At 60.6% G+C, this 5,366-nt stretch carries 7 protein-coding genes; all 7 read left to right on the forward strand.

Annotation, left to right across the window (positions count from 1 at the left end; translation table 11 throughout):
- The coding region (locus AC5JJ6_RS39995) for a hypothetical protein (RefSeq protein WP_496047382.1) at nucleotides 1–384 on the forward strand (384 nt) is incomplete at its 5' end.
- Between the two features lie 52 nt (nucleotides 385–436).
- Nucleotides 437–1,468, forward strand: coding sequence for an alpha/beta fold hydrolase (locus AC5JJ6_RS40000; RefSeq protein ID WP_496047383.1), 1,032 nt, complete (start codon nucleotides 437–439; stop codon nucleotides 1,466–1,468).
- Nucleotides 1,469–1,936: 468 nt separating this feature from the next.
- Nucleotides 1,937–2,617 (forward strand): NAD(P)H:quinone oxidoreductase, encoded by a 681-nt coding sequence (wrbA, locus tag AC5JJ6_RS40005; RefSeq protein WP_496047384.1) that lies wholly within the window; start codon nucleotides 1,937–1,939, stop codon nucleotides 2,615–2,617.
- 58 nt (nucleotides 2,618–2,675) lie between these two features.
- A complete protein-coding gene (locus AC5JJ6_RS40010; RefSeq protein ID WP_496047385.1) occupies nucleotides 2,676–3,680 on the forward strand; it encodes a helix-turn-helix domain-containing protein in 1,005 nt (334 codons plus the stop codon).
- A 122-nt stretch (nucleotides 3,681–3,802) separates the two neighbouring features.
- Entirely contained in the window at nucleotides 3,803–4,195 is a 393-nt protein-coding gene (locus tag AC5JJ6_RS40015; protein WP_496047386.1) for a hypothetical protein, read from the forward strand.
- A gap of 53 nt (nucleotides 4,196–4,248) precedes the next feature.
- Complete coding sequence (locus AC5JJ6_RS40020) at nucleotides 4,249–4,629, forward strand: LysR substrate-binding domain-containing protein (RefSeq protein ID WP_496047387.1); 381 nt, start codon at nucleotides 4,249–4,251, stop codon at nucleotides 4,627–4,629.
- Nucleotides 4,630–4,794: 165 nt separating this feature from the next.
- The coding region (locus AC5JJ6_RS40025) for an SDR family NAD(P)-dependent oxidoreductase (protein WP_496047388.1) at nucleotides 4,795–5,366 on the forward strand (572 nt) is incomplete at its 3' end.

Genomic DNA, 5,366 nt, shown 5'->3' on the forward strand with positions numbered 1-5,366 from the left:
GATGGCGACATCTCTGTGACCTTCACCGATGCCGACGTCCTGCATACCGGCGACACGTACTGGAACGGCTTCTACCCGTTCATCGATTATTCAACCGGCGGCAGTCTCGATGGAACGATCCGGGCTACCGAGGCCAATCTCGCCGCTGCCACCGACAGGACGATCGTGATCCCTGGTCATGGTCCGGCCAGCAATAAAGCGCAACTCAGGGACTACCGCGATATGCTCGTCGCCGTTCGCGAGAAGGTGGCTGGCCTGAAGAAGCAGGGACGATCGCTTGATGAAATCGTGACAGCCAACCCGACTGCCGACTTCGATGCCAAGTGGGCCCGGTTCGCCGTGAGCCCCATGCTGTTTACGAAGCTGGTCTACGTGGGCGTCTGATCAGCCCGTAGAAAGGAATAATCGAACCGATAGCCAACCGGAGAGCCGCGCCATGATGGATGCAATCAGACACAGTCGCCGAAGCTTCCTGGGTGCGGCTGCGGCGGGCATCGCAACAGCAGGAATGGCACGCATGGGTACGGTGCCTGCGAATGCCAGTGACGCACAGGGAATCAACCAAAGGTTTGCTCCAGTCAGGCAGATCAGGGCGGGTGTCCTCGACATCGGCTACTACGAGACCGGATCGGCTGATGGCCCGCCGGTGCTGCTGCTGCATGGGTTTCCGTACTCCGTCGACAGCTACGTTGAGGTCGCGCCGATGCTCGCCGAGCATGGGTGTCGGGTGATTGTCCCCTATCTGCGGGGGCATGGCTCAACGCATTTCCTAGATGGCGGAACACCGCGGTCCGGGCAGCAAGGCGCGATCGGCGTTGATGTGATCGCCCTGATGGATGCCTTGGGGTTAAACCGCGCTGTGCTTGCCGGCTATGACTGGGGTGGACGGGCCGCATGCGTCGCTGCAGCCCTCTGGCCCGAGCGATGCGCGGGGCTGGTGTCCGTCAACAGCTATCTCATCCAGGACATCGCCAAGGCCGGGCAGCCTCTTCCTCCCTCGATCGAATCAGGGCTCTGGTACCAGTACTATTTCCAGACCGAGCGGGGACGCGCAGGCTTGGCGGCCAACAGGCGCGATCTCGCGAGATCCCTGTGGCTGCGCAACTCGCCGACCTGGCGCTTTGACGAGGCGACCCTCGACCGGCACACGAGTGCCTTCGAGAACCCGGACTACGTCGATGTGGTGATCCACTCCTACCGTCATCGCCTTGGCCTGGCGGCGGGATACTCTCCGTATGAGAGTGTCGAACTGCAGCTTGCTGCAATGCCTATCATCAAGGTTCCGACAATCACGCTGGACGGGGACGCGGACGGGGTCGTTCCGGCAACAGACGGCAAATCGACAGCCCCAAAGTTCCTCGGCGGGCGGCAGCATCGCGTAGTTGCGAACGTAGGTCACAACCTGCCCGAAGAAGCACCTAAGGAATTCGCTGACGCTGTATGGGAGCTTGCCTCTGGAAAACGCTGACTACTGAACCAAAGAAACCGCCATGCACAACTCTCTCCAGGAGCTAACCGTAATGGCCCCCATGCACCTCAGCCACCTCTGTGTTGTCCAGAGCTGCACCAAAACGCTGGGAGCAGCCACATAACGACAGTCTTCGACACCATCATCATTGGTACCGGTCAGGCTGGCCCCACCCCTGGTAGAGCGGCTGACCAGTGCTGGAATGAAGGTCGCTCGAACGAGCGAAAACAGTTGGACTGAACCTGCGTCAACACCAGCTGCATCCTCTTCGTGGAGGCCACAGTCGGCACCTGCACAAGCAGCGACGCGTCTTGAAGGTGGACGCCGAGGCCCGTCGCTTTCATCAGGTACCTGGCGAGCCTGTGGACCGGCATTTTCTGGTGCTCGGGAGAGGATGAGGTGAAGTCTTGAAGATGAATTTGCAGCTCTTGATGCCGCCAACCCTAGCACTCAAGCAGAGGTCGCCCCATGGCAAAGGTTCTGGTTCTTTACTACTCATCCTACGGCCACATCGAACGAATGGCCCAGGCCATCGCGGAAGGCGCTCGCTCCGTCGCGGGCACGGACGTGACCGTCAAGCGTGTCCCTGAACTGGTGCCGGAAGAGGTGGCCCGGACAGCCGGCATGAAGATCGATCAGGACGCTCCGATCGCCAGCCCCAACGAGCTGGGCGACTACGATGCCGTCATTTTCGGTACGCCGACCCGCTACGGCAACATGGCGGCGCAGATGCGCAACTTCCTCGATCAGACCGGAGGACTTTGGGCCCAGGGAGCCTTGGTCGGCAAAGTTGGCAGCGTGTTCGCCTCGACCGCGACCCAGCACGGCGGCCAGGAAACGACGATCACATCGTTCCACACAACCCTTCTGCACCTCGGCATGATCATTGTCGGGCTGCCTTATTCCTTCGCCGGTCTGACTAACATGGATGAGGTCTCGGGCGGAACGCCGTATGGCGCGACTACTCTCGCGGGCGGCGATGGCTCACGGCAGCCGACAAGGAACGAACTCGACGGCGCCCGATTCCAGGGGCGGCATGTGTCCGAAATCGCCGGACGATTGGGGCGTGGCGCGGGAGAGCGGGGTGTGGTCCCCCCCGAGTTGCGGAACCCAACAGAAACCCTCGGCGGTACGGCTGGTCAGCCATGAGTAACTTGAACGCGGGGTCTCGTGACGCTTGGAGCAATGTGAAAGCAGGAGAAGGCACATGACGGGTAGCAGCGCGATCCGAGAGCACATAGAGGTGATCGGGGCTGACGGCGTTCACATCGGCACCATCGACCGCCTGCAGGGAGCCCGCATCAAGCTGAGGAAGGAGGACAGTGGTCAAAGCTCGTTCGTCACGATGGCGCGGGATCTTCGAAAGCCTGGGGGCGGCGGCCAAAGATGGCTCTCCGAAGCCGACACTGAACCTTGCTCCGAAATGCCCCTATCTACCAGCACCACCAATCTCCCGACGCTCCCGGTCGGCGGCGGCAGAGGCAATGAAATTCGGGATTTCACGAACAAGATCGCACGCGGTGGCGCTTCGCCTTCAACGACGACCTCGTCATTGTGGAGCGAGACTGCAGGTTCCACCGACCTGGACCGCAGACCCGAAGGTGCTGACCAACTTCATGAGGCAGATGAACCATGCTGTCGACCAGGACAGCGTGCATATAATCAAGATCAGCCTGGAGGAAGTGCCGTGAGACAAGCCGGCAGGATCTTCGTAAGCCACTCGATGCAGGTGATCGACTGTTCCGAGACATTGCCTGCTCCACTCGCCGGCGGATTGGCGCCGTGGCAGGAGACACGCGCCAAGGCGCTCATGACCACCCATCTTGGGCATGACATAACTTTGGCTTTGCTCGCCAGTGAATGCAAATTATCGGTCAGTCATTTTGCCCGGTCCTTTAAGCAAAGCACAGGCAAACCTCCTCACCGCTGGCTGCTGGAAAGCCGCGTTGAGAAGGCCAAAGAGCTTCTGATGGGCACCGATCTGCCATTGGCGCAGACCGCTCTTGCTTGCGGTTTTGCCGATCAAAGTCATTTCACCCGCGTCTTCTCCCGCACTGTTGGAATAAGCCCCGGCACATGGCGACGTCTTCGGCTAAACCAGCAGATCACCGAGCGGGTCATCTTCGGTAACGAGATGGCAGATGCAGGTGCTGATACTACGGAGATGACGCAAATTCCTGAGTTTCCGTCATACCGGAATTCGGCGTTATGAGAGGCAGAGTTTTGCCGCAGACGGTGTCAAGCTGTTGCGTCAGGTCCGATAGATGGAGAAGTCTCGTCGCAGAAGGTTGTGTCAGGGCTTGAAGCTCCACACTTGGAAGGAAGGGAAATACCATGCGTCTTCGCATGCTGCTCGACCTGAAAGCACCCCTATCGCCGATACTTGGCGTCTTTTTTGCAGCGTCCGCGTGTGTCGGAGTGCCCCCCAAGCTTGAGGCGCCAAGCCAAGTGACCACCTCGACGCTCACCCGATACAATAATCATCCCTGTACCCCCACGGTCGCATCCGTGATCGATGCCTACGATGTTCCTCCTGAAACGTTACGCGACATCTCTTACACTCAGCGTCAGTCAGGACAAGGCAATCTCGTTGGTTATACGGCATGGATGCACCTGACGGACCAACCCGGTTCCCTGGTCGTGGATGTCGATCGGTCGTGTCAATTTGAGCAGGCCTATACTCGCGGCGGAGCGAGTTTTCCTGGCGTTTACCGTTCTCTCCTGTGAAGGCGACCGGGAGAAGAAAAATGTGTTGGGAGATCAGGCCGCGATGCTTGGCATTGTCAATCAGCTTCGAAGTTCAGTTCTTCGTTCTTTCATGTGCACGTCTCTTTCCGCCAGCAAGAGGGAGTTCCATCGCTTGGTCTGTCCAGTTCAAGCCCCGGCTGGTTGTTAACAGCGTCCGCGCGGCGCTGGCCGCCGCAGTCGGCGGGCTCGACGTGACCCGGCTCTACACCGTTCACGTGGCCGAGCGCGTTCATGACGGGTCGTTGCGGCTCCTGCTGCGGGATGCGGAACCCCCGGCCATGCTGGTCAAGCTTCTCATGCCGCGGGGGCGCATGTTGGTTCCCAAGGTGCTCGCCTTCATGGACTTGGCGGTCCCCCGTCTGCGCGCGGAGTTCGCGAGGCTGTCCACCGAGGCCCTTGCGCTGAAATCCTGATCCGCGCCCTTATTCTTCCGGCTGTGGGAAGAATGCCTGCCGGACGGCGGCCATTCAGCCGTCCCACCGAATACTTCAAGATCCTCAACAGCCAAGACGGGCTGTCAGCCGCAATCCCGCAGGCTGGGGACATCATCGAGGGTAATCATGGGCAGCGAGCAGAAAGTGGCCATCATCACAGGCGCATCACAAGGCATCGGCGCCGGCCTGGTCAAGGCGTTCCGGGATCGCAACTACCGGGTGGTGGCGACCTCCCGCTCGATCGAGCAGACCGGCGATCGCGATATCTTGGCAGTGCGCGGCGACGTCGGCGATCCGGCGACCGCTGAAGCGGTGGTTGGGCAGGGGATCTCGCGGTTCGGGCGGATCGACACGCTGGTCAACAATGCCGGCATCTTCATCGCCAAATCCTTCACCGACTACACCGTCGAGGACTTCGACACCAAGATCGCGACCAATCTCGCCGGCTTCTTCCACATCACGCAACGCGTGGCGACGGAGATGCTCAGGCAGGGATCGGGCCACATCGTCAGCATCACCACCAGCCTCGTCGATCATCCGAACGGCAGTGTGCCGAGCGCGCTCGCCAATCTCACCAAGGGCGGCATCAACTCCGCCACCAAGGCGCTGGCAATCGAATACGCGACCAGGGGCATCCGCGTGAACGCCGTCTCCCCCGGCATCATCAGGACGCCGATGCACGCCCCGGAAACCCATGAGTTCCTGGCGGCCCTCCA

It is taken from the genome of Skermanella sp., from assembly GCF_059503625.1.